The sequence below is a fragment of the Paenibacillus sp. V4I9 genome, assembly GCF_030817295.1.
Taxonomy (GTDB): Bacteria; Bacillota; Bacilli; order Paenibacillales; family NBRC-103111; genus Paenibacillus_E.
Window position 1 is genome coordinate 3014854 of sequence record NZ_JAUSZE010000001.1, and the last position, 25634, is coordinate 3040487.

General features: G+C 44.2%; 27 protein-coding genes and 1 pseudogene. 27 read left to right on the top strand and 1 reads right to left on the bottom strand.

The window, feature by feature from the left end; genetic code table 11:
* Positions 1-20 precede the first annotated feature (20 nt).
* The 27 genes and pseudogenes from QFZ81_RS13870 to QFZ81_RS14000 all read left to right on the top strand — a co-directional run bounded on the left by QFZ81_RS13870 (position 21) and on the right by QFZ81_RS14000 (position 24678).
* Positions 21-1523: a DUF4153 domain-containing protein gene (locus tag QFZ81_RS13870; RefSeq protein ID WP_307443339.1), complete on the top strand. Its 1503-nt coding sequence runs from the start codon at positions 21-23 to the stop codon at positions 1521-1523.
* Between the two features lie 94 nt (positions 1524-1617).
* Positions 1618-2007 (top strand): S-layer homology domain-containing protein, encoded by a 390-nt coding sequence (locus tag QFZ81_RS13875; protein WP_307443338.1) that lies wholly within the window; start codon positions 1618-1620, stop codon positions 2005-2007.
* Positions 2008-2238: a hypothetical protein gene (locus tag QFZ81_RS13880; RefSeq protein ID WP_307443337.1), complete on the top strand. Its 231-nt coding sequence runs from the start codon at positions 2008-2010 to the stop codon at positions 2236-2238.
* A 60-nt stretch (positions 2239-2298) separates the two neighbouring features.
* On the top strand, positions 2299-2502 hold the full coding sequence (locus QFZ81_RS13885) for a hypothetical protein (RefSeq protein WP_307603067.1): 204 nt from the start codon (positions 2299-2301) through the stop codon (positions 2500-2502).
* Between the two features lie 236 nt (positions 2503-2738).
* A complete protein-coding gene (locus QFZ81_RS13890) occupies positions 2739-4142 on the top strand; it encodes an MFS transporter (protein WP_307443334.1) in 1404 nt (467 codons plus the stop codon).
* A gap of 221 nt (positions 4143-4363) precedes the next feature.
* The gene (locus QFZ81_RS13895; protein ID WP_307603069.1) at positions 4364-5506 is read left to right on the top strand and encodes an acyl-CoA dehydrogenase; all 1143 of its coding nucleotides are present in this window, start codon (positions 4364-4366) and stop codon (positions 5504-5506) included.
* 39 nt (positions 5507-5545) lie between these two features.
* Positions 5546-6697, top strand: coding sequence for a citrate synthase (mmgD, locus tag QFZ81_RS13900; RefSeq protein ID WP_307443332.1), 1152 nt, complete (start codon positions 5546-5548; stop codon positions 6695-6697).
* Entirely contained in the window at positions 6694-8142 is a 1449-nt protein-coding gene (locus QFZ81_RS13905) for a bifunctional 2-methylcitrate dehydratase/aconitate hydratase (RefSeq protein ID WP_307603071.1), read from the top strand. The genes mmgD and QFZ81_RS13905 overlap by 4 nt, the downstream gene beginning before the upstream one ends.
* A gap of 39 nt (positions 8143-8181) precedes the next feature.
* On the top strand, positions 8182-9090 hold the full coding sequence (gene prpB / locus QFZ81_RS13910) for a methylisocitrate lyase (RefSeq protein WP_307603073.1): 909 nt from the start codon (positions 8182-8184) through the stop codon (positions 9088-9090).
* Positions 9091-9175: 85 nt separating this feature from the next.
* Positions 9176-10318, top strand: coding sequence for an acyl-CoA dehydrogenase (locus tag QFZ81_RS13915; protein ID WP_307603075.1), 1143 nt, complete (start codon positions 9176-9178; stop codon positions 10316-10318).
* 53 nt (positions 10319-10371) lie between these two features.
* Positions 10372-13608: a fused isobutyryl-CoA mutase/GTPase IcmF gene (gene icmF / locus QFZ81_RS13920; protein WP_307606891.1), complete on the top strand. Its 3237-nt coding sequence runs from the start codon at positions 10372-10374 to the stop codon at positions 13606-13608.
* A gap of 24 nt (positions 13609-13632) precedes the next feature.
* Positions 13633-14643: a thiamine pyrophosphate-dependent dehydrogenase E1 component subunit alpha gene (locus QFZ81_RS13925; RefSeq protein WP_307443326.1), complete on the top strand. Its 1011-nt coding sequence runs from the start codon at positions 13633-13635 to the stop codon at positions 14641-14643.
* Positions 14644-15624 (top strand): alpha-ketoacid dehydrogenase subunit beta, encoded by a 981-nt coding sequence (locus tag QFZ81_RS13930; RefSeq protein WP_307603077.1) that lies wholly within the window; start codon positions 14644-14646, stop codon positions 15622-15624.
* 12 nt (positions 15625-15636) lie between these two features.
* A complete protein-coding gene (locus tag QFZ81_RS13935) occupies positions 15637-16281 on the top strand; it encodes a 2-oxo acid dehydrogenase subunit E2 (RefSeq protein ID WP_307603079.1) in 645 nt (214 codons plus the stop codon).
* A gap of 20 nt (positions 16282-16301) precedes the next feature.
* Positions 16302-17483, top strand: a complete 1182-nt coding sequence (locus QFZ81_RS13940; RefSeq protein WP_307603081.1) for an acetyl-CoA C-acetyltransferase — start codon at positions 16302-16304, stop codon at positions 17481-17483.
* A gap of 21 nt (positions 17484-17504) precedes the next feature.
* Positions 17505-18359, top strand: coding sequence for a 3-hydroxybutyryl-CoA dehydrogenase (locus QFZ81_RS13945; RefSeq protein WP_307603083.1), 855 nt, complete (start codon positions 17505-17507; stop codon positions 18357-18359).
* Positions 18360-18530: 171 nt separating this feature from the next.
* A complete protein-coding gene (locus QFZ81_RS13950) occupies positions 18531-18887 on the top strand; it encodes a hypothetical protein (protein WP_307603086.1) in 357 nt (118 codons plus the stop codon).
* Positions 18888-18899: 12 nt separating this feature from the next.
* Positions 18900-19247 carry a DUF962 domain-containing protein gene (locus tag QFZ81_RS13955; protein ID WP_307603088.1) on the top strand — a complete coding sequence of 116 codons (348 nt, stop codon included), beginning with the start codon at positions 18900-18902 and terminating at the stop codon, positions 19245-19247.
* Positions 19248-19288: 41 nt separating this feature from the next.
* Positions 19289-19849, top strand: coding sequence for a hypothetical protein (locus QFZ81_RS13960; RefSeq protein WP_307603090.1), 561 nt, complete (start codon positions 19289-19291; stop codon positions 19847-19849).
* 24 nt (positions 19850-19873) lie between these two features.
* On the top strand, positions 19874-20344 hold the full coding sequence (locus tag QFZ81_RS13965) for a GNAT family N-acetyltransferase (RefSeq protein WP_307603092.1): 471 nt from the start codon (positions 19874-19876) through the stop codon (positions 20342-20344).
* Positions 20345-20475: 131 nt separating this feature from the next.
* Positions 20476-20592, top strand: a pseudogene (locus tag QFZ81_RS13970) (class I SAM-dependent methyltransferase); the annotation flags it as partial.
* Between the two features lie 311 nt (positions 20593-20903).
* Positions 20904-21809 (top strand): S-layer homology domain-containing protein, encoded by a 906-nt coding sequence (locus QFZ81_RS13975; RefSeq protein WP_307603095.1) that lies wholly within the window; start codon positions 20904-20906, stop codon positions 21807-21809.
* Positions 21810-21981: 172 nt separating this feature from the next.
* Positions 21982-23025, top strand: coding sequence for a rod shape-determining protein (gene mreB / locus QFZ81_RS13980; protein ID WP_307443312.1), 1044 nt, complete (start codon positions 21982-21984; stop codon positions 23023-23025).
* Between the two features lie 14 nt (positions 23026-23039).
* The gene (locus tag QFZ81_RS13985; protein WP_307603097.1) at positions 23040-23420 is read left to right on the top strand and encodes a hypothetical protein; all 381 of its coding nucleotides are present in this window, start codon (positions 23040-23042) and stop codon (positions 23418-23420) included.
* Positions 23421-23435: 15 nt separating this feature from the next.
* Entirely contained in the window at positions 23436-23696 is a 261-nt protein-coding gene (locus QFZ81_RS13990; RefSeq protein ID WP_171644114.1) for a hypothetical protein, read from the top strand.
* 139 nt (positions 23697-23835) lie between these two features.
* On the top strand, positions 23836-24186 hold the full coding sequence (locus tag QFZ81_RS13995; protein WP_307443309.1) for a VOC family protein: 351 nt from the start codon (positions 23836-23838) through the stop codon (positions 24184-24186).
* 48 nt (positions 24187-24234) lie between these two features.
* Positions 24235-24678 carry a GyrI-like domain-containing protein gene (locus QFZ81_RS14000; RefSeq protein ID WP_307606893.1) on the top strand — a complete coding sequence of 148 codons (444 nt, stop codon included), beginning with the start codon at positions 24235-24237 and terminating at the stop codon, positions 24676-24678.
* A 113-nt stretch (positions 24679-24791) separates the two neighbouring features.
* On the opposite strand, the gene QFZ81_RS14005 is transcribed toward QFZ81_RS14000, so the two are convergent.
* A complete protein-coding gene (locus QFZ81_RS14005; protein ID WP_307603099.1) occupies positions 24792-25556 on the bottom strand; it encodes a C40 family peptidase in 765 nt (254 codons plus the stop codon).
* Positions 25557-25634 lie beyond the last annotated feature (78 nt).

The window sequence follows — 25634 nt, forward strand, 5'->3', positions numbered from 1 at the left end:
AACAAAGGAGAACAAGTCCAATGAGAGATCCTGCTCCATGGCAAAGAAAATACGGTTTAATGCTTGTGTACGCATGTTTATTGGGTTTCATGGTTCAATACATGTTTATTGACCATGCCGCCGGCATCTCTGTTCTGATTAGTGTGGCTGGCTTTTACAGCCTTTACTTTTACGCCATAAAAGGAAGATTAGGCGGCTTTGAGCCGTGGGAAGGACAAAATAAAGCGGGTTGGTTCCTTCTGGCTCCAGTTGTATTAATTGCTATGACGTATACATTGTTTGCCAACAATCTGTTCCATACACTTAATTTGCTTGCCTTACCCCTATGCATTGCGATGCAGACGATTGTCTTATCACGCAATAGTAAGCATGCATGGTATCATGCTACATTCCTGCAGGATCTGCTGAGACATTGCATTGGCAGGCCGATAGCTTACTTGTCAGTACCTTTTGGAATGATCAAAGCTTGGCTGCCGAGCAGAAAGACCGAAAAGGAGTCTGCATGGGGAAAGATGGGGAAAGTTGGTGCAGGCCTTTTGCTGGCAGCCCCCATATTGTTCATCGTAATTGGGTTGTTAGCTTCTGCGGATCGTGTTTTTCAATCTTGGGTGACCCAAATCCCTCATTGGTTCAACGGAATATCGGTTGCTGAGGGGATAGTACGTACCGGTTTTGGGATTGCAATAACCCTATACACGTTCTGCTATTTATGGGGAATTCTTTTTCCAAAAGTCCTCGAAGCCAGTCAAACGCCTCAAGAGTTAAGTAAGGAATCTGCCGCTGTAAACAAAAAAATTCTCATTGATCCAATAACAGCCGGTACTTTACTGGTGTGTGTCAACGTTGTCTATGTGCTGTTCGCTATCATTCAGTTCTCCTATTTATTCGGAGCAGCGAATGGGTTTTTACCAAATGGTGTGATCTATGCGGAGTACGCGCGAAGAGGGTTTGCTGAGCTTGTTGCGGTCGCTATCATCAATATTTCGCTGCTGTTTCCAGGCCTGCATTGGATCCGCCGCAGCGGTCAAATGGGGGAAAACATTCGAAAAGGGCTGCTGACGATGCTCGTTGGATGCACGATCGTGATGCTCATTTCCGCTTATGGAAGGCTTTCGTTGTATGAAGAGGCGTATGGCTTCACGCAAACGAGATTACTCGTTCATGGTTTCATGATTTTCTTAGGTGTTTTGTTTATCATTGCTTTTTTCCGAATCTGGATGGAGCGGATGTCCTTGTCAAAAGCTGTTATCACGACGGCAATCCTGGCCTATCTGGTGATGAATTATATGAACATTGAACAACGAATCGTAATCAACAACATGGAGCGGTACGAAAGAACGGGAATCATCGACCTTGAATATCTGGGGAGACTCTCAACCGACGTGGTCCCGCCACTTAAGGAACTGCAATCCAAGCACCCTGAGTTGGTGTCGATACAAGCAACCATAGATCGCATTAAAGCAGATTCCGGAGACTATTCATGGCCTTCCTGGAATCTATCCAAACATCAAGCAAGAAGGTAAATGTAAATATTTCAAAACATTTCGTTTCGATCTCAAAGCAGCTGGGTATAAATTCCTATCAACACAAAACCCAGACTTAGGAGGATGAAACGTTATGAAAAAACAACTATCTTTCGTACTTACATCCGCTATGGCTTTATCCATGTTCTCATCTGTCGCATTCGGCAAAACGTCATTTGACTTCACGGACTTGAGCCAACTAGACGCCGCTACCAAAGCCAAATTCGATGCGATGATTAGCGCGGGTATTTTTGAGGGAATGACCGAAACGACTTTCGGATTAAAGAGTCAAATGAACCGTGCACAGTTCGCTAAAGTTGCGGCAAAGATCTTGGATCTTCCGATTAATGCTAGTTTAAGAGTTTCCTCATTTATAGATGTAAGTACATATGATCAAGCCAATGGCTTTGCATTACCATATATTGAAGCTTTGAAAACAGCTGGAATTACGAATGGCGTTAGCGATGGTGGCTGCAACGATTAGATGAATCAATACGGAGAAACGGCATCCCTTGGAACGTCGGGTTTCACGGCCATTGTAGCTGGCTCAGCTCCAGCAGATTTTAAAAAAGATGAATGGGGCAACCTCGTTATAATTGCTAACGTCAAAGAAGCGAATACTTCCCAAACGAATGATTATTTATCAGTAACCGTTTATGTGAATAATAGCAAACTTAGCGCAGCTCGAAGTATCCATTTCATTGAATTTGTTTGACCAGTTGGGAACCCGATCATCAAAAAACAGTTTGATCAAAATGAGGTCACTTCAAAGAACTTGACGCCTGTTGTGTCTCCTGAAAATCCAAACCTTGAGATTGTAATGGCAGGTACCTCGCTAGGAACAACTGATTTATTTGATGAAAATGGGAATGCTCGCTTTGAAGTGAGACTGATTGCTAAACAATTGTTGGATAGTACTCATAAGATTACCATTTATAGCGAGGCTGCGCATGCTACAGTGAGTGTGGATGTAAACTAAACCATTATAAAGACTGCTTAGTCTCTGGCGACGGAGAGTTGGCAGTTTTTTTGTTTGGCGAAGCTTTCAAGTTGTATGTTGTCAACAATTTTTGTTGTGTAAACTACTGTACATGAGAACGTGAGTTTGGTAAAGTTGAGGTGGCTGGTAAGAAATGGGGTGAATCGAGGAGTAAATGAGTAGTAAGTTCAATGATATGAAATTTAAATTCGTAAAGAGGAAGGAAGTTTGTCGAAATGAATATCGTGGAGAGTCAAACCAACACTGTAGCGGACAACTCAGAAATAAAGAAAAGTGTCCTTTGGATTTATTATGTTATATTTTTTGCCGTATTGAATGAATCCGTATTCAATGTATCTACTCCAAGCATTGCCAAGCAGTTCGGTCTGGATGCTTCCGGTGTAAGCTGGGTAGTTACGATCTTTTTTATCGTCTTTGGTATGGGAATGGTTATATTCGGGAAGCTTTCCGATATGTACAGCATCAAAAAATTGATTACAATAGGGATCTCTCTTTACGCTTTTGGGTCCATATTGGGTTTTGTATGCCAATCGTGGTATCCCGCTGTCATTTTATCTCGGGCCATACAAGGGGCAGGTGGGTCAGCTATCCCAGCCTTGATTTTCGTCATGGTAGCCCGGTTTTTCACAGTGAAAGAACGGGGGAGAATGTTTGGTATTATTACATCGACCGTTTCATTCGCGATTGGGATCGGTCCGGTACTTGGCGGTTATATTGCAGGATCGTTTCACTGGGCCTTTTTGTTTCTTGTTTCGGTACCGGTCGTTATAGCCATTCCTTTTTTTCAAAAGTTTCTGCCTGTAGAACCGCGCAAAGCAGGTAAATTGGATGTTGCAGGAGCGGTACTTTTGGGTATTATCATATCAACGCTGATTTTGTTTACGACAGAAGGAAATTGGATCTACTTGGGAATCGTGCTGATAGCTCTTATTTTATTTATCGTTCATATTCGCAGAGCGAAGGAGCCGTTCGTCGAACCTGCACTTTTCACAAATTCTCTTTACCGAAATGGTCTCATCATCGGCTTTCTAATTTTTGGCACCGTAATGTCGGTCATGTTCGTCATTCCGCTAATGTTAAGTAACATATACGGCCTGGACACAGAACATATTGGACTTATAATGTTTCCTGGAGCCATTAGCGCGGTCGTATTTGGGAAAGTGGCCGGCAATATGACGGTCAAGCGAGGGAGCCATTATGTTGTATATCTAGGATTGATATTAATTGCAGCTAGTCTTTTACTGCAATCTTCATCAATCGGACTTTGGGTATGGTACATTGGAGCAGCTCTCATCATGATGTACATCGGGTTTTCTTTCATGCAGACGGCATTAACGGAAACGATTACGCAAATATTGCCTGTTCAACAAATTGGCGTCGGGATGGGCTTTTTCAATATGACATCAACGATTTCCGGAGCGGTCGTGACGGCACTCGTTGCTAAAGTGATGGAGAAAGAACTGCTTGCTTTTCCGCTTCATCCTCTAATTTCAGACTCACACGCCTACTTGTACGGCAATCTCATTCTGATATTATGCTTAGTTGTCGTAGCAAGTACATTACTTTATTTCGTATCTTTTGGCAAAAAAAATCAACAACTGGTCAATGAACTGGTATAAATACTGGAAAGACAATGAACTTGGAAGAGCCAACCCTGTACAAAGGTCTGGCTCTTTTAATTTTTTAGTGCAGCCCCGAAGGTATAAGCCTTTGTAAAAGGGTGTATATATAAAGCATAGATCTGAAAGCGTTTACAGCTTGTCCTATTTTCAATCCATCGACCGAATTTTTCCTCGGCAGAACATGAAGAAATGTCCATCATGTCGAAGGAGGCAGTCGAATGCATGTGTCCTATACGGATAAACAGAACATGATTCGTTTCATGGTGCGTGATTTTGCGATTAACGAGGTAGAGCCGACGGCTGCACAGCGGGATGAAGAAGAGAGATTTGATCGTAATTTGTTCGATAAAATGGGGAAGCTTGGTTTGACGGGCATTCCGTGGCCTGCAGCGTACGGTGGGCTTGCATCCGATTTTCTGACCTATGCCATGGTCATCGAAGAGCTTTCTAGGGTATGTGGTTCCACAGGAGTTATGCTTTCCGTTCATACCTCTCTAGTCAGTTGGGCGATTTACAGGTATGGCACAGAAGAACAGAAACAAAAGTTTTTGCGGCCTTTAGCAGAAGGCAAGAAGCTAGGAGCTTATAGCTTAACGGAAAGTGGTTCCGGCTCCGATGCTGGGGCAATGAGGACAACAGCGATAAAGGACGGGGACAGTTATGTCCTTAACGGCTCCAAACTATTTGTTACAAATGGAGGGGAGGCGGAGGTTTACATCGTTTTTGCGATGACAGATATGCAGCAAAGGCAAAAAGGGTGCAGTGCCTTTATCGTAGAAAAGGGAGCTGCTGGATTCATTTTTGGCAGCAAAGAAAAGAAGTTAGGCATCCGTTCATCACCGACAATGGAATTGAGGTTTGAGAATTGCCGTGTTCCAGCGGAAAACTTGCTAGGGCCGGAGGGTGAAGGCTTCCGAATTGCCATGAAAAGTCTGGATGGCGGACGTATCGGAATTGCTGCTCAAGCACTTGGAATTGCGCAAGGTGCTCTAGATGCTTCAATTGCTTATGCAAAAGAACGAAATCAATTGGCAAAGCCGATTGGTGGGCAGCAAACGATTGCTTTTAAAATCGCTGATATGGCAACTCACATTGAAGCAGCTAGACTGCTTGCCTATCAGGCCGCCTGGCGGGAAAGCAAGGGGTTAACATATGGGAAGCAAGCTGCTATTGCCAAGCTTTTCGCCAGTGATACCGCTGTTCAGGTCTGCATTGAGGCTGTGCAAATATTTGGAGACGACGGCTATACCAAGGATTTCCCTGTAGAGCGGTTTTTGCGCGATGCGAAGGTAACCCAGATATACGAAGGGACGAACGAGATTCAGCGTATTGTGATATCCCGAATGCTTCTTGCCGACTGACTGAATGAAAGAACGAACGGAGGAAGGGAGAGCGATGAGATGAGTGAAGACTATTTGCCTGGACTTGAAAATGTCATTGCTAGCGAGACAAACATCTCGTATCTGGATGTGGAGAAGGAGGAAATTGTTGTTCGCGGATATGACCTTATTGAGCTTGCCCAACATGTAACCTATCTGGATATTGTAGGGCTGCTTCTAAACGGAGTGCTGCCTAATCCAGATGAACGGCATTCGATCGAAGAGAAGTTGAGATCGGAATATGGATTACCTCCAAATGTGAATGCAATTCTACAACTACTCCCCGAGGAAGCCGACTTCATGGATGTTCTGCGAACAGGCATCTCAGCTATAGCTAGTTACGATGTAGATCTTGAGGATCGTTCTAGAGAAGCCAATACCCGTAAAGCCATTCGATTGCTCGCGAAAGTGCCGGAAATTGTAGCCAATGGGTATCGCGCGCAAACGAAGCAGCCATTCATAGACCCGCGCAAAGTGCTATCCTATACAGCTAATTTCTTATATATGATCACAGGACGCGTCCCAACCAAGATGGAAGAAGCTATCTTTGATCAATCACTGATCGTCTATAGTGAGCATGAAATGCCGAATTCTACGTTTGCTGCTCGTGTTATTGCATCCACACAATCCGATCTTTATGGTGCATTAACAGGTGCGGTTGCTTCACTCAAAGGGACTCTGCACGGCGGTGCGAATGAAGCGGTCATGGCTATGCTTTTGGAAGCGGGATCGGAAGCAAAGCTTGAAGCACTCATGCTGAATAAATTAGCAAAGAAAGAACGAATTATGGGCTTTGGACATCGGGTTTATATGAAAAAAGCGGATCCCCGTGCGCTGCTTATGAAAGAGGCGCTTGCTGAACTCGCAGTAGACAAAAATCAACCAGAGCTCTACAACATGTGTGTCCTTGGGGAAGAAGTCATGAAGCGAGAAAAGAATTTGCATCCGAATTTGGATTATTATGCAGCTCCTGTTTACTATTTGCTAGGGATTCCAATTGATTTGTTTACACCGGTATTTCTTGCTGCCCGTACGATCGGCATTAGCGCGCATGTGATCGAACAACATGATAATAATCGACTCTTTCGACCACGAGTTCATTATAAGGGGCCTCGAGATCTACACCCTCCTCAGCAGCCGAGTCGCTTAAGCAGAAAGGACGAATACGAATGAGTAGTTCTGGATATCTGGAAAATAAGGAGATGACCTTTGATCCCTTAATAGAGGAAATTGCCGATTATACATTGGCAAAAGGGATTGAAAGTGAGGAAGCGTATCGCATCGCACAGCATGTCTTATTGGATTCACTTGGCACCGGATTACTCGCTTTACGATTCCCGGATTGTACGAAGCATTTGGGTCCGATTGTACCAGGTGCGAACTTATCGGGGGGCGCCCGTGTGCCGGGGACGAGATACGAGCTAGACCCTGTCCATGCGGCTTTTAATATCGGCTGTATGATACGTTGGCTGGATTATAACGATACATGGCTGGCAGCTGAATGGGGGCATCCATCGGATAATTTAGGCAGTATTCTTGCCGTCGCCGATTATCTTAGCCGCAATCGAGCTGCTGAGGGGAAAAAGCCGCTCATTATGAAAGATGTCCTCACCATGACGATTAAAGCGCATGAGATTCAAGGAGTGCTTGCTCTTGAGAACAGCTTAAATCGTGTGGGGCTGGATCATGTTCATTTTGTGAAAATAGCTTCGACAGCCGTTGCTGCGGCAATGTTGGGGGCGAACAGAGAAGAGCTGTGCAGCGCCCTTTCTAACGCATGGATTGACGGAGCTAGCTTAAGAACGTATCGACATGCTCCCAATACAGGATCACGTAAATCATGGGCTGCCGGTGATGCCACAAGTCGTGGGGTACGGTTAGCTTTGATGGCTGTAGGTGGAGAAATGGGCTATTCGTCGGCACTTACTGCGAAAAACTGGGGCTTCCAAGATGTTTTATTTCAAGGAAAAGAACTCACATTAGGTCGTTCATTAGGCTCCTATGTGATGGAGAATATTTTATTTAAAATATCATTTCCAGCTGAATTTCATGCTCAAACGGCCGTAGAATGTGCTTTGCGGTTGTACCCCAAGGTAAACAAGCGACTGGATGAGATTGCACACATCACATTGACTACCCATCAATCTGCGATTCGGATTATTGATAAGAAGGGACCCTTGCACAATCCTGCTGATCGGGATCATTGTCTGCAATACATGGTAGCGATTGGGCTGCTGTTTGGTACATTGACAGCTGAGCATTACGAAGAAATGGTCGCTAAGGATCCTAGGATTGATGCGCTTAGGGAGAAAATGGTCGTTGTCGAGAATGAGCAGTACAGCAAGGATTACCTGGATCCTGACAAACGTTCGATCGCCAACGCGGTCCAAGTTGATTTCAAAGACGGTACGAATACGGAGAAAGTGGTTTGCGAGTATCCGATCGGGCATCGAAGGCGGCGTGAGGAAGGTTTACCTAAGGTTATTGAGAAATATGAAGCAAATTTACTTACTCGGTTTCCTCGTAGGAAGACGACAGAAATACGGAAGCTCTCACTTGATTATGAGCGGTTGATTCAAACACCTGTTCATGAGTTTATGGCGCATTTTATTATATGACCACTGGTTAATAAAATCGGCGAGATGCAGGAGGTCTTTATGTCATGGCTGATTGAAGAAGAACCGGATCAACAACGATTGGCCGCTGAATTTCGTCAGCTTGTTGGTGCTGGTCCAATTGTCAAAATCCCCGGAACCCACGACGGAATGGCAGCAAGAATAGCCAAACAGGCTCATTTTAAAGCCATATATTTATCAGGAGCTGCTTACACAGCTAGCAGGGGACTGCCTGATTTAGGCCTCATTTACTCTAATGAGGTGGCGGAACGTGCCCGAGAGTTAGTTCGTGCATCCGGTCTTCCTCTACTTGTCGATATAGACACCGGATTCGGCGGTATTTTAAATGTAGCACGAACAGCTAAGGAAATGGTGGAGGCGAAAGTCGCAGCCGTTCAAATAGAGGATCAGGAAATGCCGAAAAAATGCGGACATTTGAATGGAAAGAAGCTCATTTCGGTTGAGGAAATGATTCGAAAAATTCGAACGATCAAAGCCGTGAGTCCGACATTATTTATCGTTGCGCGTACGGACGCCAAGAGCGTCGAGGGAATAGGTGAAGCGATTCATAGAGCAAAGCAATATCTCGCAGCCGGAGCGGATGCGATTTTTCCAGAAGCGTTGGAGAGTCAAGAAGACTTTCAACACTTTAGCCAAGAAGTGAAGGCCCCACTTTTAGCCAATATGACGGAATTCGGGCGAACTCCTTATTATACGGCGGAGCAATTTGAAAGCTGGGGATTTCATATGGTTATTTATCCTGTCACTTCTCTTCGCGTAGCTGCCAAAGCCTATGAAAGAGTATTTGAGGAAATTAGTCAGACAGGAACCCAAAAGGGCTCTGTCAGCCATATGCAAACCCGGAGTGAGCTGTATGATACGATTCGGTATTACGATTATGAAGCATTAGATGGGAAAATTGCTAAAACGATTTTGAATGAAAATGATTAGCGGCCTTTGAATCATCCTCACTGATCTCCTGATATCGGTGGGGTCTTTGCGTACACTTAAGTCATCTAGAGGAGGTCGTACTGGCATGGACTTTAGCTTGTCGGAGGAATTGGAAATGGTTCGCAGTATGGTCCGTGATTTCGCCGAAAATGAGGTGGAACCGAGTGCTGCCCTTCGAGATGAGGATGAACGGTTTGATCGAGCCTTATTTAACAAAATGGGAGAGCTTGGTCTGACGGGGATTCCTTGGGCTGAGAACTACGGTGGGCTTGGCTCCGATTATCTGACCTATTGTCTTGTTGTAGAGGAACTATCTCGTGTGTGCGCTTCTACAGGTATTACTCTATCGGCACATATTTCGCTTGCAGGCTGGCCTATTTATACCTTTGGGACGGAAGAGCAGAAGATAAGGTTTCTACGTCCGATGGCAGAAGGGAAGAAGCTTGGGGCATACGGTCTGACAGAGATCGGCTCAGGCTCCGATGCTGGATCCATGGGAACGACAGCCATACGAGATGGGGATCACTATGTATTAAACGGCTCCAAAAAATTCATTACCAATGCAGGTGCTGCGGAAATTTATATCGTGTTCGCTTTGACGGATCCTTTGCAAAAGGACAAAGGCTGGAGCGCATTTATCGTAGAGAAAGACACAACCGGATTTACATTTGGCAAAAAGGAAAGAAAATTGGGCATTCGCTCATCGCCGACGACGGAGATTCTCTTTGACGACTGCCGCATACCCATGGAAAACCTACTTGGAAATGAAGGAGAAGGATATAAAATCGCAATGCGCACGATTGATGGCGCTAGAATCGGAATCGCGGCTCAGGCGGTAGGGATTGCGCAAGGAGCACTGGATGTCTCGTTGGCCTATGCCAAAGAACGCAAACAGTTTGGTAAGCCGATTGCGCAGCAGCAGGCGATTGGCTTTAAGCTTGCGAATATGGCAACAAAAATCGAGGCAGCCAGATTGCTGACGTATCAAGCCGCTTGGCGAGAAAGTCAGGGGATATCATACGGCAAAGAATCTGCTTATGCCAAGCTTTTTGCTGGAGACACGGCCATGGAGGTGACTGTAGAAGCTGTTCAAATCTTCGGAGGATATGGCTATACAAAAGCGTTCCCCGTTGAACGTTATATGCGCGATGCCAAGATCACGCAAATCTATGGAGGGACGAACGAAATCCAGCGAGTGGTCATTTCTCAAAGCCTTCTTGCTGATTGAGGAAGAGAGGTGCAGTCGTGGCATCTGTGGGTTCGGAAACCAACTATCGTGCGATGCATAAGGTGAGATTCGTATCGGCTTCGGCTTTATTTGACGGCCATGATGTGTCCATTACGATTATGCGGCGAATTCTTCAAGCCAGTGGAGCGGAGGTCATTCATCTAGGGCATAACCGATCCGTTAGGGAAATTGTGCAAGCAGCTATTCAGGAGGATGTTCAGGGAATTGCCGTTTCATCGTATCAAGGCGGGCACGTCGAGTACTTTACTTATATGATTGATTTATTGCGGGAAAAAGGGGCACTCGAGATCAAAGTCTTCGGCGGCGGCGGGGGTGTGATCCTTCCTTCAGAAATCAAAATGCTGCATGACTATGGCGTTACTCGCCTATTTTCCCCTGACGATGGAAGGGAGCTTGGCTTGCAAGGGATGATTAACTTCATGATGAAGGAGTGTGATTTTAGTACGGTTTCTGGCAATGCCCAAGGTTACGAAGTAAGCGGACTAGGGCAAATCAAAGATCATAGGTCGATAGCCCGCTTCATTACAGCTGCCGAACTAGCTTGTGAAAGCAGGGAATCGAAATCGGAGATAGAGATATTAAGTAAACAGTCAAATGGGGCCACATGTCCAGTTGTTGGCATCACAGGTACGGGCGGAGCGGGGAAAAGCTCCCTAACCGATGAATTAGTCCAGCGTTTCCTGCGTCAGTACCCGGATAAAACGATCGCCATCCTATCGGTCGATCCAACCAAGCAGCGAAGCGGTGGCGCTTTGCTTGGGGATCGCATCCGCATGAATGCTGTTCACAACGATCGCGTGTATATGCGAAGTATGGCAACACGGGGCTCAGGCAACGAGCTATCTCTGGCAATCGCTCCTGCCATTGCCATCTTGAAGGCGGCCGGCTTTGATCTCGTTTTGGTGGAAACCAGCGGAATTGGTCAAGGTGATCATCAGATCACAGAAGTAGCCGATGTGTCGCTCTATGTGATGACAAGCGAATTCGGCGCGCCTTCGCAATTAGAGAAGATTGATATGCTTGATTACGCGGACCTGATTGCGATTAATAAATTTGACCGAAGAGGCTCTGCGGATGCACTTCGGGATGTGAAGAAGCAAGTTCAGAGAAATCACGGATTATTTGAGTTGAATTTTGAAACCATGCCTGTCTATGGAACAATGGCTAGTCAATTTAACGATGCTGGCGTGGATACGTTATTCAACGCTCTCATCGAAACCTTGAATCGAAAATGTGCTTTGCAGTGGCCTGTTCAGGGATTTTCAACTGGTCATATTGCTGCTAAGACGCATGTCATCATACCAACTGATCGCACACGGTATTTAGGAGAAATCGCGAATACTGTACGGGCGTATCATGCCTACGCAGAAGGGGAAGCCGAGCTGGCTACTACTTGCTATCAAATTGAAGGGGCGATTACAGCCCTGCAGCAGGAGCTAGGAGCGGACGAAAGTATTAATTTGCTGCAAACACTAAAGATGAATCTCGAGACGCGTATGCAAAAAGAAACACACCATCTGCTGGCTCAGTGGCCGGAACTGCAAAGAAAATACACAGGCAAAACATTCACTACCCGAGTACGGGGTAAAGAATACGTGACAGAGCTAACAACGTCAAGCTTGTCTGGTCTGGACATCCCGAAGGTGAGCCTGCCCAAATACCGCGATGCAGGAGATCTCATTCGCTGGATGTACCGTGAGAATGTTCCTGGGGAATTCCCCTTTACAGCAGGTGTTTTTCCTTTCAAACGAACAGCAGAGGACCCCAAACGCCAGTTTGCAGGCGAAGGGACGCCGGAACGCACCAATCTACGATTTCATTATTTATCGCAGAATGATCAAGCCAAGCGTCTCAGCACGGCTTTCGACTCCGTCACTTTGTATGGGGAGGATCCTGATGAACGGCAGGACATTTACGGCAAGATCGGTGAGAGCGGGGTTAGTGTCTGTTCATTAGACGATATGAAAAAGCTGTATGCCGGGTTCGATCTTTGCGATCCTTTAACTTCGGTTTCAATGACGATCAACGGTCCTGCACCGATACTTCTTGCGATGTACATGAACACGGCCATCGATTTCCAGATCGAACGCTTCTCCCGGGAGCAGGTTAGACTACCAACGGACGTGGAGGCTAACCAGATCCGCGGGCAGACGCTGAAATCGGTGAGGGGGACGGTACAGGCTGACATTCTGAAGGAGGATCAGGGACAGAATACGTGTATTTTTTCAACGGAGTTCGCACTGCGGATGATGGGCGATATTCAGCAATATTTTATCGATCATGAAGTCCGTAATTATTACTCGGTTTCTATTTCGGGTTATCATATTGCCGAGGCTGGGGCGAATCCGATCTCACAGCTCGCTTTTACATTAGCTAACGGATTTACTTATGTTGAGTATTATCTGGCTAGATGCATGCCGATTGATGACTTCGCACCGAATCTGTCCTTCTTTTTCAGCAATGGGCTTGATCCGGAATATACGGTGATTGGACGAGTGGCGCGCCGAATTTGGGCTACGGTTATGAAGAACAAATACAACGCTAATGAACGCAGCCAAAAACTGAAATATCATATCCAAACGTCGGGGCGATCTCTGCATGCGCAGGAAATTGATTTTAATGATATCCGAACCACGCTGCAAGCACTGATGGCCCTTCTTGATAACTGTAACTCGCTTCATACGAATTCTTATGACGAGGCGATTACAACACCAACGGAGGAATCCGTACGTCGAGCAATGGCTATTCAATTAATCATCACAAAAGAACTTGGTTTTGTTAAAAACGAAAACATGCTGCAGGGCTCGTTTATCATCGAGGAGTTGACCGATTTGGTTGAGGAGGCTGTGCTGCAGGAATTAGAACGAATTAGTGAAAGGGGCGGTGTACTCGGAGCTATGGAGTCTCAGTATCAAAGGGGTAAAATCCAGAATGAATCGATGCTGTATGAAATGAAAAAACATCATGGCGAGCTGCCCATTATTGGGGTAAATACGTTCCTTCATCCCAATCCTTCCAAAGATGAGGACATGAATATCCCGCTAGCTCGCGCAACGTCGAAAGAAAAAGAGCAGCAAATTACGAATCTCAGAGAGTTTCTCTCGAGGCACCAAGCAGAATCAACCGAGGCTTTGGCAAAGCTGCAGCAAATAGCGCTTGATGGCGGCAACATTTTCGCCGAATTGATGGAAACGGTCAAGGTAGCCAGCTTGGGGCAAATTACTCACGCGCTCTATCAGGTAGGCGGGCAATATCGCAGAAATATGTAGCAGCAGGAGAGAGGAGGAATTCCTATGTCTTCTCAGCAAAATACGAAACATCAACAGCTCGGTTTAACCGATGAACAGGTGCTGCAGATGTATACCTTCATGCTCAAAGCGAGGAAGTTTGACGAGCGAGCAACACTTCTTCAACGGTCAGGCAAAACGGCCTTTCATATCTCTAGTGTCGGTCAAGAAGCGACCCAGGCAGCAGCGGCGTTCGCATTAAATAAGCAGCATGACTATTTTCTGCCTTATTACAGGGATTATGCCTTTGTCCTAACGGTGGGTATGACCGTGCGTGAACTCATGCTGGCAGCCTTATTTAAAGCTGAGGACATCAACGGTGGCAGGCAAATGCCAGGGCATTTTGGTTATAAGAAGCATCATATCGTTTCGGGATCAAGCCCGGTTGCCACACAGGCCCTACACGCTGTCGGCATCGCACTGACGGCCATGATGAGGAAGGAAGATCATGTAGCTTTCGTCAGCTTCGGCGAAGGGGCGAGCAACCAAGGGGATGTGCACGAAGCGTTCAATTTTGCCGGTGTATTCAAGCTGCCCGTTATCTTCCTATGCGAAAATAACCAGTATGCCATTTCCATTCCTGCGCATAGACAAGTGGCCGGACGCGTTGTTGATCGTGCCGCAGGCTATGGCTTTCCAGGTCAGCGTGTTGACGGCAATGACACACTTGAGGTGTATCGCGCGGTCAAAGAAGCGAGGGAGCGTGCCGTTCGCGGGTATGGGCCGACGTTGATTGAAGCGATGCTTTATCGGATCCCGCCGCATTCCACAGCAGATGACGATATGCTGTACCGGACGAAAGAAGAGGTAGAGTACCATAAGGAGCAGGACGGCTTGCAGCGGTTTCGTCGTTATTTGATCGAATGTGGGGTTATGTCCGAAGAGATCGAACAAGTGCTGAATGAGAGTGTTACAAAAGAAGTGAATGAAGCAACGAAATATGCTGAAAAAGCCCCATATCCGGCTCCCGAGGATGTATTACGGCATGTTTATGCGGAAGATGGGGGTGATGCTTAAATGCCAATCTTAACGTATTTGGAGGCCATTCGCCGTGCGATGGTGGAGGAAATGGAACGCGATGAGCATGTTTTTGTGCTCGGAGAGGATATTGGGAAGGGCGGCGTTTTGAATGCGACGAAAGGCATGCGCGATCGGTTCGGTGAATTAAGAGTCCTTGACACGCCTCTCTCGGAATCAGCCATTGTGGGTGTTGCGATTGGAGCGGCTATGGTCGGGATGAGGCCGATTGCGGAAATCCAGTTTGCCGATTTTATTTTCCCGGCGGCTAATCAAATCATTAGTGAGGCAGCGAAAATCCGTTATCGCTCGAATAATGACTGGCATTGTCCAATCGTCATTCGCGCACCTTACGGCGCGACAGGCGGAGGCGGATTGTATCACTCACAGTGTCCGGAATCAGTGTTTTTTGGCACTCCAGGACTCAAGATTGTTGCGCCGTCTACAGCATATGATGCCAAAGGTTTGCTGAAAGCGGCAGTACGGGACGAGGATCCTGTCCTTTTTTTCGAACATAAGAAATGCTATCTTTCGATATCAGATGAAGTACCTGAAGAAGATTACACGGTTCCTATTGGCAAAGCAGCCATAAGGCGCGAAGGTATGGATATCACAGTGATTGCCTACGGTTTGCCGGTACATTATGCAATTAAAGCGGCTTTCGAGCTGGAGCAAGAAGGAATTAGTACCGAAGTATTGGATTTGCGGACACTTCATCCGCTCGATAAGCCTGCTATTTATGAGGCAGCAGCCAAAACAGGTAAAATATTGATCGTCCACGAGGATAATAAAACAGGTGGCATCGGAGCTGAAATATCGGCTCTAATAGCGGAACACCTATTATACGAATTGGATGCACCTATCATGAGATGCTGCCCTCCCGATATTCCCCCTGTTGGCATGGCGCCAACCTTAGAGAAGTTTTACCTGCCGAATGTCGACATCGTCAAAGAAGCCATGCGCCAATTAGCGGAAATCTGAAGGAGGCTGGGTATGCAGAGGATCTCTGAAAATCCCCATGCTTGGATGATGATCGAAGTGGATGTCAGTAACCTCGTCGCCTTGCGGCAAGAGTTGAAAGACGACTTTATGCGTAGAGAGGGCGTTCCGCTTTCGCTTAGCCCTTTCGTATTGAAACCGATCGTGAATGCCTTGAAGGAGTTCCCCATGATGAATTCAACCTGGCACTCGGGCAGCATTCTTTTCCAAAAGGATATCAACCTTTCGATAGTTGTTGCTCTTGCCGACGATACCATCGTAACACCTGTGGTCTATCATGCGGATCGTAAATCCATAGCAGGAATCGCGATTGAGCTGTATGAGTTGGTCATGAGGGCGAGAAGTGGATTATTACTGCCTGCCGATTTATTAGAGGGTTCATTTACATTTAGTAACACCGGCTCGGTAGGATCCTTGCTTTCCTGTCCAATCATTCATAATCCGCAGGCGGCCATACTGACTTTTGAGTCCATCGTACGTAAGCCTGTAGTCATTCAGGAGATGATTGCGATCCGATCGATAGCCAAACTTTGTGTTTCCTATGATCAACGGATTGTGGACGGGATGATTTGCAGTCGTTTCATGCAGCGGGTTAAGCATTATTTGGAACAATATGATCAAGAATCGATCATTTATTGAGAATCATGGAGGACTATTCTATGAGAGAAAGTGTGATTGTGGGCGGTGCCCGAACTCCATTCGGTAAATTTGGCGGCGCTTTGAAAGAAGTCCCGGCTGTTGTTCTTGGTGGAACAGCGATTAAAGAGGCGATCATCCGATCTTCGATTGATCCGGCAACCATTGACGAAGTGCTTATGGGGATGGTACTGCAGGGAGGAACAGGACAAATTCCCTCTCGTCAGGCTGCCCGATGGGCCGGTCTGAACTGGAGAGTGACGACGGAGACCATTAACAAAGTATGCGCTTCCGGCCTGAGAAGTGTAACAATGGCAGATCAAATCATACGTTCAGGGGATGCAGATAGTATCGTAGCCGGCGGGATGGAAAGCATGAGCAATGCACCATTTGCCCTGCCAAGCGCCCGGTGGGGAGCAAGAATGGGAGATCAAAGCCTCGTGGATCTCATGATTCATGACGGTCTATGGTGTTCATTTCACAACGTGCATATGATTGTTCATGGCAGCACTGTAGCCGCAGAGTTCGGAATTAGCCGCGAATCACAGGATGATTGGGCACTCCGCAGTCATATTCGAGCCGTAGAAGCGATGAATAGGGGATATTTTGCGGAGGAAATCGTCCCAGTAACCATCGAGAAAAAGGATGGAACAATTGAAATTAGTCAAGACGAAGTCCCTAGAGCAGATACAAGTCTTGAAAAACTTACTGCATTACCTTCTTTGTTCACAGAGGATGGCACTATAACAGCTGGGAACGCCCCCGGCGTTAATGACGGCGCAGCTGCCATGGTGGTCATGTCCAAAGAAAAGGCTGTTTCTCAGGGGATAAAGCCTCTGGCAAGGATTATTGGTCACGCTGCTGTAGGTGAAAGAGCGCCATATATCGCGACCACACCAGCTACGGCGATTCTGAAGCTGTTGCGTCAAACGGCTATGTCTTTGGAGCAAATTGACAGGTTCGAAGTAAATGAGGCCTTTGCGGCCGTTATGTTAACCAGCGGAAGATTGCTTGGCTGGAATCCGGAGCGAGTCAACGTAAATGGGGGAGCAATTGCACTTGGTCATCCCATTGGTGCCAGCGGGGCGCGAATCATACTCACTTTGATCCATGAACTGCGGAGAATTGGCGGAGGCTATGGGATTGCCGCGATATGCAGCGGTGCAGCTCAAGGGGACGCCATTCTTTTGCATGTAGATCCATAAGTTTGTGGCGGGGGTGAATAGATGAATATACAGAGTATCATGGTTGCTGGTGCGGGACAAATGGGGAGCGGCATCGTTCAAGTTGCTGCTGCTTCAGGCTTGAAGGTGCTATTGCATGATATTTCCATGGCTTTTATTGACAAAGGATTAGCTTCGATAAACAAACAACTATCTAGAGGTGTTGAGAACGGGGGCCTTACAGAAGCAAGAAAGGCTGAAATTCTAAGTCGAATACAACCTGCGGAGCAATTAGAACACGCGGAACAGGTTGATCTTGTAATAGAAGCCATTTCCGAGAATATGGTGTTGAAAACTTCACTATTCCAAAGGCTGGATGCCATTTGCCCGCCTAGAGTAATACTGGCATCGAATACGTCATCGCTTCCCATTACCGAAATTGCCGCGGTGACGGGGCGTCCGACCCAGGTGATTGGAATGCATTTCATGAACCCAGTACCGGTTATGCCTTTAGTTGAAGTCATCCGAGGTTTGGAAACCTCGCAGGAAGTGTTCGAAGCTGTATATAAATTGAGTGAAAGAATGGGGAAGACCCCTGTAGAAGTGAAAGACTTTCCAGGGTTTGTGTCGAATCGTATCTTAATGCCGATGATTAACGAAGCTGTTTTTACCGTTTATGAAGGTGTTGCATCTGTTGAATCGGTCGACACCGTGATGAAGCTAGGCATGAAGCACCCCATGGGACCGCTAGAGTTGGCGGATTTCATCGGGTTGGATACATGTCTATCCATCATGGAAATTCTTTATGAAGGCTTTAAGGATTCGAAATATCGCCCATGTCCACTTCTGCGGAAGTATGTGAAAGCAGGGCGTTTGGGGCGCAAATCTGGTCAGGGGTTTTATTCGTATCATGGTTGAAAATAAGGATACCATTGGACAGTCACTTCACAGGGGGCTGTCCATTTTGATTCGACTATAAGTATATTTGAGAAAGGGGGGAGTTTGTGCAGGGATATTTTGGGATTTATTGAATTAAAACAAAGGAAGTTTTTGATGAAAAATTGATCAACCACTGAAAGGAATAAACGAATGACGATTATTGGGATAATTACAGCCATTATTTTTGCAATACTGATTTCTATTTATTTAGGGCCATTTGGGGGAATCGTTTTACTGGCTGTTATTTTTGGGCTTGTTCTAAGTGCACATCAAAGAAACAAAAAAATGTATGATGATATACAGAGAATTAAAGAACGATTAGGCATCGTGGATCGTAACGATTTTCATATGTCGAATGAGGAAATTGAAGAGGAACTTGAACTTGAAGTGCGTAGTGAATCCGAACAAAAGGAGCTTGATAAGATTAATGCAGAAATTGAAGATGAACTTGAAAACTATTCGAACAAAGTGAATGAGAAAAATAAAGATATGGACACTGATAAATGAGGAAGAATTGAGATGAGACTAAAAAAGTTCATACATCGAGTTCAACGCGACTTAGATTATTATCTGAAAGAGCATCAGAATAAGACCAATCGAATACTGCACTATTTTGCTTTTATGTCGGCTTTTATGGCATGGCTATTTTTGTTTTATAGTCTAAAAGTAACGCTGATACTAGCCATGTTACATTACCTTTTATCATGGATAGGACATTTCTATTTTGAGGGGAATAAACCGGCATCGTTTCGCTACCCACTTATAGGTTTCTATTCTGGGTTTACATGGTTTTTTATAAAGACGATTGAGATTGCAACTGGCAAAGAAATTTTGAACAAATGGTTAAATGAGAAACGTGAGGATTGAGAATGATTGAACTAAAAATTCGTTAAGTAAGGGATAAAAAAATGAATGATGAAAAATTTGAAGTAGATTGGGAAGTTTGTCAGAGCATTGAACGACTAACAAGAACGCTATTGAAACAAGGAACAACACCTGCCGTGGCAAGAGAAATCGTACTGAAATCAACCGAATATAAAGAGTGGACCTCAACTGTGCGATGCTTTTCTATATGTTGTAACGAAATAGAGTTTTATTTAGACCTGAAAGGTGCTGTTGAATTTGAGCAATATGATGAAGACTTAAGATCCCTTGCCCTGCAAGAAATGAATGGTATGTTGGGTTCATCAAGTAGGGATTGGCCATATGAAAACGATAGATTATTATTGCAAATGGGCATGCAGATCAAGCCAACTGAATTATCTTATGAAATGGGGAGGTTTAGTAAGTTATTAGGTTTTGAGACTTCAATTGGTCTTTTAGAATTTTTTTCTTTATTTACTGGAAACGCGAGTGGATTGCTAAATATCGATGAACAGAAATTAAGAACACTTGAGCAAAATATGATTAAAATTGAAGAGTTTGTTTCACTTTTTGAAAGTAAATATAGAAAAGCGGATAACAATTAACATAGAGTGAGGATTGTGTATACCATGTCAATAGAAATTAGAGAAGCCAAAATAGAAGAAGTAGACATTGTATTTCGTACAATGCAAGAATCATTTATGGAATATAGTGGGAAACTGAATCCACCTTCAGGAGCACTTTCTGAAACGACTCAAAATGTAATAAATACCTTTAAAGAAGGTGGAGGAGCCGTATTAGCATGGAATGGAATTATGGCTGTAGGCTCAGCTAGGTATAGATTTATTGAACATTATATTTATATTGGGAGAGTTTCAGTTATACGGGAATATCGCGGAAGAGGAATATGTAAATCTATATTAAATTTTATAGAAAACAAAGCATTGTCAATGGGAATTAAAGAATCAAAAGTTGCGGTACGGTTGTCGATTCCAGAAAACATAGATATGTATAAACGGCTCAAATACGAAGTAATTGAACATGAATTTTATCCTGATCGAGCAGATAGCTGGTATGTAATGAGTAAGAAACTGTATTAATCCATTTGTATAATCTGCGAATAGATCTCTGGAATCGTCACGCCCGGTGTGGTAAAGATGATATCCGTGTGAATGTATTTCTTTTTGAATAATAGTTGCAGTTTTTCCAGAAGAAAATGAGGAAAACAAAAATGGACAATAGGATCAAAATCATTAGAGATGAAGAGCGGAAATATCATGAAGCTTGTTATGATAACTACAAATTATTTGAAGAGGGATCATGGCTATCAAAGCCAGTAAAAACAGTATGCCAAACAATTATTATCATCGGCGTATCCAGACTGGACAATAATATTTACTACTTTAAAAGCATTGCAATTTAATATAGAGAGAAATGGGCGCGAAATTCTGCTTAAGAGTGATTGTTTGACGTACGTCGTTCAAAGAAATAAGGAGAATAATTCATGATCTGCAAAGAAGTTTGAACTTCATTTAAAAGATGATTAAGCCGGGGGAAATCCTTCGGTTTTATTTTTTTTTGAAATCACTGAAACATTTATCACGTACGATACGTTAAGAGAGTGTAATAAGATAATCAACTAAAAGGAGAGAATTAACTATGAAAAAGATAGCAGCTTTAACTTTGACGACAGCTTTAGTTAGCAGTTTGACTTTTAGCAGTGCCTTCGCTTTTACGGATGTAGAGGAAGGACAAGCAGCAGCAATCTCTGCTCTACAAGAACGCGGAATCGTGAGCGGTATTGATAAGGATCATTTCGTACCAAAAGGAAAAATTAGTTATGCTCAAACCATTCAAATGATTGTTAAAGGCATGAATTTAAATATGGATACATTGCGTTTTATTAAACAGCCATTAGCTTCTGACACTTTTACCAACATTCCGAATGATGCTTGGTATGCGGAGGCCTTTATCATAGCGCACTACAACGGTATGAACATTCCGAAGGATGTAAACCCGAACGCTACGATAACTCGTGAACAATTTGGGGAAATGCTCGTACGAGCTTTGGAAAAGAAGGGCAATTTCCCACTGGTGAAAATGTTTATCCCGATCAAAGATGAGGATCAAATTACACCCGAGTATCAAGGGGCTCTACAACGTTTGCTGCTTTACAAAATTGCCGTTCTAGACAATAATGGCAAGTTTAATCCCAAAGCCGAGCTTACTCGCGGTGAAGCTGCTGGATGGATCTTTAATGCGATTCGCGTCTTAGAAACACATATCCAAAAACCGGCACCTATTGAAGAGGTATCCGTAACTGTGGAGAAAGTAACTGACGATGTGAACAAGGTTACCTTATCAAGAGGTCAAAAACCGAATTCAGGTTACAGTATTGCCATTCAAAATGTTCGATTTGATCAAAACGGTCAAGCGGTGATTTCGTATACCCTGCAAGATCCAAAACCAGACACGATGTATGCTGATGTGATAACGGAGGCGAAAGCCGTAACTTACGTTTCCTCCGCTTATAAAGCAGTAGCAGAACCAGCAGCTGCCAACTAAATTAAGCTTACTTGAGAGTGCCGCTCACCTATATGGTGGGTGGCATTTTTTGGCTTACCCCCCTAGAATGGCTGCTTTATGCGAACAAGTATGAAGATGCAGTTAAGTCAAAATCAACTAATATACACGCTACTATGGGCATAGTCTATTGAACAGCGAGAAGGAGCGAGTCATGTTAAAGAGATTGGAAGAACTGTTTGGAGTCGACCTGGGCACCTGTAACACACTTATTTATCAACAAAAAAAAGGGATTGTATTGTCAGAGCCATCTGTCGTCGCCATTCAAACGGATACGGGGGAAATTAAAGCTTTTGGCCAAGAAGCCTATAATATGATTGGAAGAACTCCAGCTAATGTGGAAGTAATCTATCCCTTAAAGGATGGGGTTATAGCCAATTTTGATATGACCTTAGCGATGCTGAAGTATTTTATAGGCAAAATAAAAAGAGGTTATCAATGGTTTCGCAGCTTCCAAGTGCTGATCTCCGTGCCTTGTGGAATAACGAATGTGCAGAAGCGTGCCGTTGAAGAAATGATTGTACATAAAGGAGCAAGAAGATCGATCACCATCGAGGAGCCATTAGCTGCAGCTATGGGCGCCGGGCTTCCTGTTGCAGAACCAATTGGAAGTATGGTACTTGATATCGGCGGAGGGACAAGTCAAGTAGCCATCATCTCACTTGGTGGAATTGTCGTAAGTGAGTCGGTTCGCCGTGGAGGCATGTCAATTGATCAGGATATTATCGAATATGTGAAGAAAACTTATAATATGGCCATTGGAGAACGGACTGCGGAGGAGATCAAGAAGAACGTTGCTGCCGTTGTGATGCCTTTGAAAGAAGTGAAGATGGATATAAGAGGGCGTGACCTCATGCAGGGCTTGCCCAGAACGATTTCGATTTCATCGCAGGAAATTTACGAGATTATGGATGATTTTGTGAAATCGATTCTGGAATGCATTCGACTCGCGATGGAGAAATGCCCGCCAGAACTTGCTGGTGATGTGATGGAGCAGGGCATTCTGTTATGTGGGGGAGGCGCATTGCTGGAAGGGTTGGATAAGCGGCTTCAGCAAGACATAGGCGTTCCTGTTCATCTCGCAGAGCACCCGATGGAATGTATTGCTCATGGTACAGGGAAAATGATAAACTTCAATGGGGCGATTATTGAGCGGTCTGAAAAGATTGTGACAGAAGATCGAGAAAGCGTCCTGTAAAGGAGGCTTTTCTATTGAAATTTAGAGCTGTATCTGATCAGACGAAAATGAATGTTATGCTTTGGAGTATTAAAAAGGAAATCATGAAAGAGAATAAATATTTAGAATCCCTATCTTATGACCCTACGCCAATTATGGAGGTCGTGAAACACCACATCGATAGATGGGACCCCGTAAAGCTTCTAGCGATGGATTGTCCGGATGATGAGTATGATGGTGAAACGCGAACGATAACCATTTATATCACTAAACATATAGATGATCTGGATGCTATATCACTCGGCAAGGCGATTAATAAGGTATTGGGTGATTCCTTTCGTGATGAATTTCATGCAGACGAAAAGTCTATTGAAATAGCTTCAAGTATCATTCATTCACTAAGATCAGGCGTATAGAAATGGGGTGTTGTTGTGAGCGAAATGCTTAACAAATACTGCGCCAAAATATTCGGTAAAACGGGTGTTATTATCGAGATTGGCGTCGTAAAAAAGGTTGCGAGCCGGACGGTTCATGTCGATTGGGGAACCAAAACGTGGATCTATCAGAATAAAGATTTCATCTGGGCACCGCTATCTAAAGAAGAGTTTGAAGAGAAGTATAAGAAACCTAAATTTTCTGAAGGGGCGCTTGCCCGTGCCCTGGAATTAGGTTTAAAGATTACTTATAATTAATACCAAAAAGAAGCCGTTCCTTGGTCATCAAGGATCGGTTTTTTTTTGGTTATTTTTCAGAAATAAATTTATTTACATGGGAACAAATATTCGGTATTATGGAAGTGGGTATAAATTCCAATTACGGAGGTTGAATCATTTGGGTCGTGTTGTGTTATTTGAAATGAATAGTCAAGATCCGGAACGTGCTGCAAGTTTTTATTCGTCTGTTTTTGGCTGGAAGATTGCAGAGCCTAACTGGGGATATCACCCAGTGACTACAGGAAATGATGATAAATCTGGCATTAATGGCGGTATTTCTAAGGGACCCAGTGATTTTCCACACGGAATAAGAATTCAAATCGAAGTTGACAACATAGATGAAGCACTTACTAAATCTGTTGAATCGGGAGCACAAGTTGTTCGTGGTAAAATGGAATTTGATGATTTTTATCTTGCCTATTTAGTGGATCCAGTAGGGAATGGGATCGGCTTAATACAAAATAAATAATCAATAGGAGAGGGACGATTACTTTGGAAAACAAAACGATGATTAAATATCACTCTTAGAAGAGAGTATCAATTCGTTGGTCAGAGTCTTACAGCCAATTTTCCAAAAGGCTTCCCAGATGCAGCCCTACAAATACAAAGTCAATTTGCTGAGAGAAGACATGAGATCACAAATGCTAAGGATCAGGAAGTACTCTTTTCGCCATATATGTGTAATGGTATATTTGCTACTTATTTTGCTTGCCTTGAAGTGGATGATTTAACTTTAATACCCGAAGGGATGATTGGTTTTAAGCTCCCTACCATCAATTATGCCAAAATAAATTGTACAACCAAAACAATTGGAGAAGCTTACACGAGAATATTTGAGTGGATGAAAGAAAATGGATATCAACAGAAGTTTTTGGATCATTCATGTCCGATCGAAATATATTACTTTGAAGAAAATGTAGAGGAAGAAAATGTTGAAATATTAATACCTATAAGAGATTAATTACATAGAGGCGTGTTCTTTAGAAAAGAACACGTCTCTTTTACTTGCGAGAACATTCCCAAGATTGTTTGAGATATGCGCAGGAAAAACATAACTAAACGCTAAAATAAGGATTATTTAGTATCTAGTACCGAACCACCTAAGACAAAGCGATAGGTTAGATGATTATTGGCAACTTCATCAATACGTACGCCACCTGTGGCCGCTGAGGCTGTATGTATGATTTTGCCATTACCCAAATAGAGACCAACATGTGTAATGTTTTCGATTGATTTATCAATTCCAGTGTAATTATTCGGATCTGTCCCTTTAAAACTGACGAAGAAAAGTAAATCTCCACGCTGGGCTTGATCGATAGATGTGTAAGTCCGATTGGAAAAAGATTGAACATAGGACGCTTGACTTCGAGAATCATTTGGGATATCCATCCCTAGAGAAGAAAGATAAACCCAATGTGTGAAGTCGGAGCAGTCAAATGTGGATGGGTCCGATCGATCCGAACTGAATTCGTATGGAGTTCCATAGTACATAGCGGCTTGTGAGATCACATTTTCTGCATAATTACCTTCTTTGGGCTGGATGGAGGGATTGGGCCATACTTGAACGAGTCCTTGAGTTCCTCCGAGGATTTTGATAGAGCTATTAGTGGAAGAAGCGGCATCTTGAGCGCGATAGCCACGTTTTTCTAGTTCGATGTTGGCATCACCCCTTTGAAGCAGCAAGTCTTGATTTGTAATTTTAGGATCCAACAGCCGACTATCCATACCGCCTTGCTGCGTGGAGACTCCAATTTTTTGAGGGGTAACATCCCTTTTACCGCACCCAGACAAAACAAGTATACAGCTGAATACTATAAGTAATTTTTTTTTGTGTTTCATGACTTCCTCCTATAGTTGATACCCATATTATGTTTAGATCGATCATATTTAATCCGATGGGTAGAGCGATCAACTTGA

Coding starts and splice junctions, on each gene's coding strand:
- QFZ81_RS13870 (WP_307443339.1), top strand. CDS start 21: ATGAGAGATCCTGCTCCATGGCAAAGAAAATACGGTTTAATGCTTGTG.
- QFZ81_RS13875 (WP_307443338.1), top strand. CDS start 1,618: ATGAAAAAACAACTATCTTTCGTACTTACATCCGCTATGGCTTTATCC.
- QFZ81_RS13880 (WP_307443337.1), top strand. CDS start 2,008: ATGAATCAATACGGAGAAACGGCATCCCTTGGAACGTCGGGTTTCACG.
- QFZ81_RS13890 (WP_307443334.1), top strand. CDS start 2,739: ATGAATATCGTGGAGAGTCAAACCAACACTGTAGCGGACAACTCAGAA.
- QFZ81_RS13895 (WP_307603069.1), top strand. CDS start 4,364: ATGCATGTGTCCTATACGGATAAACAGAACATGATTCGTTTCATGGTG.
- mmgD (WP_307443332.1), top strand. CDS start 5,546: ATGAGTGAAGACTATTTGCCTGGACTTGAAAATGTCATTGCTAGCGAG.
- QFZ81_RS13905 (WP_307603071.1), top strand. CDS start 6,694: ATGAGTAGTTCTGGATATCTGGAAAATAAGGAGATGACCTTTGATCCC.
- prpB (WP_307603073.1), top strand. CDS start 8,182: ATGTCATGGCTGATTGAAGAAGAACCGGATCAACAACGATTGGCCGCT.
- QFZ81_RS13915 (WP_307603075.1), top strand. CDS start 9,176: ATGGACTTTAGCTTGTCGGAGGAATTGGAAATGGTTCGCAGTATGGTC.
- icmF (WP_307606891.1), top strand. CDS start 10,372: ATGCATAAGGTGAGATTCGTATCGGCTTCGGCTTTATTTGACGGCCAT.
- QFZ81_RS13925 (WP_307443326.1), top strand. CDS start 13,633: ATGTCTTCTCAGCAAAATACGAAACATCAACAGCTCGGTTTAACCGAT.
- QFZ81_RS13930 (WP_307603077.1), top strand. CDS start 14,644: ATGCCAATCTTAACGTATTTGGAGGCCATTCGCCGTGCGATGGTGGAG.
- QFZ81_RS13935 (WP_307603079.1), top strand. CDS start 15,637: ATGCAGAGGATCTCTGAAAATCCCCATGCTTGGATGATGATCGAAGTG.
- QFZ81_RS13940 (WP_307603081.1), top strand. CDS start 16,302: ATGAGAGAAAGTGTGATTGTGGGCGGTGCCCGAACTCCATTCGGTAAA.
- QFZ81_RS13945 (WP_307603083.1), top strand. CDS start 17,505: ATGAATATACAGAGTATCATGGTTGCTGGTGCGGGACAAATGGGGAGC.
- QFZ81_RS13950 (WP_307603086.1), top strand. CDS start 18,531: ATGACGATTATTGGGATAATTACAGCCATTATTTTTGCAATACTGATT.
- QFZ81_RS13955 (WP_307603088.1), top strand. CDS start 18,900: ATGAGACTAAAAAAGTTCATACATCGAGTTCAACGCGACTTAGATTAT.
- QFZ81_RS13960 (WP_307603090.1), top strand. CDS start 19,289: ATGAATGATGAAAAATTTGAAGTAGATTGGGAAGTTTGTCAGAGCATT.
- QFZ81_RS13965 (WP_307603092.1), top strand. CDS start 19,874: ATGTCAATAGAAATTAGAGAAGCCAAAATAGAAGAAGTAGACATTGTA.
- QFZ81_RS13975 (WP_307603095.1), top strand. CDS start 20,904: ATGAAAAAGATAGCAGCTTTAACTTTGACGACAGCTTTAGTTAGCAGT.
- mreB (WP_307443312.1), top strand. CDS start 21,982: ATGTTAAAGAGATTGGAAGAACTGTTTGGAGTCGACCTGGGCACCTGT.
- QFZ81_RS14005 (WP_307603099.1), bottom strand. CDS start 25,556: ATGAAACACAAAAAAAAATTACTTATAGTATTCAGCTGTATACTTGTT.